The following is a 2,024-nucleotide window of genomic DNA, read 5'->3' on the forward strand; positions in this document are numbered from 1 at the left end:
GTCGAGTACCGCTCCCGGTACCGCGCCGCCTGCAACGGGTTCACCGCGATCACCTGGTAGCCCGCCGCGACGAGCGCCCGCACCCACGGGCCGCGGTCGGTCTCGATCCCGACCACGACCTGCTCCGGGCCGGCGTCCTCGGCCAGGTGCCGCCCGATCAGCGCGTGCAGCCGGGCGATCCCGGCCACGCCCTCCGGCAGCCGGCCCTTCGCCAGTCGCCGACCCGTCTCGTCCTGCACCTCCACATCGTGGTGGTCCTGYGYCMAGTCGTCACCGACGAACAGCATCCGGGTCTCCCGTCTCTCGGCACCAGGTCCGGCAGCCTCCAGGAGATCCACCACGCCCTAATGGTCAAGTGCTCACGCCACGATCAGYGGGCACGACATCCCATCTGTRGTCCRCTCTCYCGACCACCGRCAGGGGCACGKTCTGACCTTAGGACTCGTCCTGCGTCCAGGGGCCTCGAGTGCTCACCTGCTGGCGGCTACCGGAACCGAGCCTGCCTCACGGCTGCCCGGTATGTCCCATTAGGGGCCCGCTGGCACCGCCCAAGAACAGCCCGACTGGCTACCAGGAGCCCTGGATGATAGTCGGGCCGCTCCAGGCCCACGGGTCCCGACAGCCGCCGTTCAGATAGGCGCATTCAACTAGAATTCCACGAATACCTGAATTCCCCACGCGACCCTTCCTTTGCATTTCGCTCGGCCTATTCTTTCGTGCTTGCATTCTTTTTGCGACTTACACCCCTGCCGTTTGTCGACTTGCGGGGATTGGTCTCCGATCTGCGGAAATATGATTGCCGGATTGCCCAAAAATCCTAGAAATAATCGCCCGACGGTATTGATCCCTTGGGTGCGTGGAGGGATTATTAGTTATCGGCGCGTTGCGCCCGGCGCGCGGCGCTAAATCCCCCACTCACATGGAGTCCTCCATGTCGCATGACTTCTTTTCCTCATTCTTTTCCCGGGACATTCCGTCGATCGTTCCCGCCCAGTCCGCCACGGCTGAGGACATGGCGCGTGTCACCGAAGCGGACTGGGCCGCGATCGTCGACCACGCACACCGCCACTGCCGGAAGGTCGACGCATCCCGCTCCCGCAAGCGCGCCGACGGCAGCGCCACCATCGCCCGGGACGGATTCGGCACCTACGGCAGCGACGACGTGTCCGACGACATCGCCCAGGACGCGGTACTGATCTACGCCCGTCGGCTCGGGACGATCATCCGGAACTGCGCCGTCGCCTCCCTGAACGTCACCACCCGGGAACCCGACGGGTGGCAGTACCAGACCCAGGACGGCGAGACCTCCGTCGTGAACCGTGCCGTCATCCGCCGCTGGGCGGTCCACGACGCCGCCCAGCGCAACGGCTACCGCCCCCATCGCACCACCCCCGACGCCGACAACCCCGACACGGCCCGACGGCAGGCCGAGCATCTGGCGTCGGTGACCTATCTCGCCGGACTCTCCAACGTGATCTTCGCGATGGCGTGGGAAGACGGACGCGACTTCCCCACCCTGCGGCAGCTCCTCCACCTGGCAGGMCACGCCGAAGATCTTGGACGCGCCGGACTACTCGCCACCGTCSCCCAGCAGACCTACGGCGGCAAGTACGGATCACGCCGCGCCGTGATCAAAACCCGTGACGCCGCACTCGCGGAAGCACGCGAACTCACCAACCGCTGCGACGACATCCGCCGCAACCTCACCCACCGCGACCGACCCCACCGCGAACACCACACCGACGACTGAGACCACCCGCCCGGAGCCTCCGAGCAACCCAGCTCGGAGGCTCCACCGCGTTCCGGCCGCACCGGCCGCACCGGCCGCGCTGGTCGTGCCGGCCGCACCGGCCGCGCTGGTCGTGCCGGTCGCGCCGGCCGCGCTGGTGGTGCTGGTGGCGCTGGTGGCGCCGGTCGCGTCGGGGTGGTGCTGGTGGCGCTGGTGGCGCCGGTCGCGTCGGGGTGGTGCCGGTCGTGCCGGTAGTCGAGCCGGCCGCACCGGCCGCGCTGGTGGCGCCGGTCGC

The 2,024-nt window shown here is 68.3% G+C and carries 2 protein-coding genes and 1 pseudogene; 2 read left to right on the forward strand and 1 reads right to left on the reverse strand.

The features are described 5' to 3' along the window. The coding region (locus CcI156_RS20505) for a transposase (RefSeq protein ID WP_139341558.1) at positions 1 to 287 on the reverse strand (287 nt) is incomplete at its 3' end. A gap of 725 nt (positions 288 to 1,012) precedes the next feature. On the opposite strand from CcI156_RS20505, the gene CcI156_RS20510 reads away from it, so the two are divergent. Together CcI156_RS20510 and CcI156_RS26355 are read left to right on the forward strand one after the other, a co-directional pair. Continuing rightward, positions 1,013 to 1,750, forward strand: coding sequence for a hypothetical protein (locus tag CcI156_RS20510; protein WP_371681831.1), 738 nt, complete (start codon positions 1,013 to 1,015; stop codon positions 1,748 to 1,750). 85 nt (positions 1,751 to 1,835) lie between these two features. Beyond that, positions 1,836 to 2,024, forward strand: a pseudogene (locus CcI156_RS26355) (hypothetical protein); the annotation flags it as partial.

Source organism: Frankia sp. CcI156, from assembly GCF_001983015.1.
In the GTDB taxonomy this organism is placed as follows: Bacteria; Actinomycetota; Actinomycetes; order Frankiales; family Frankiaceae; genus Frankia; species Frankia casuarinae.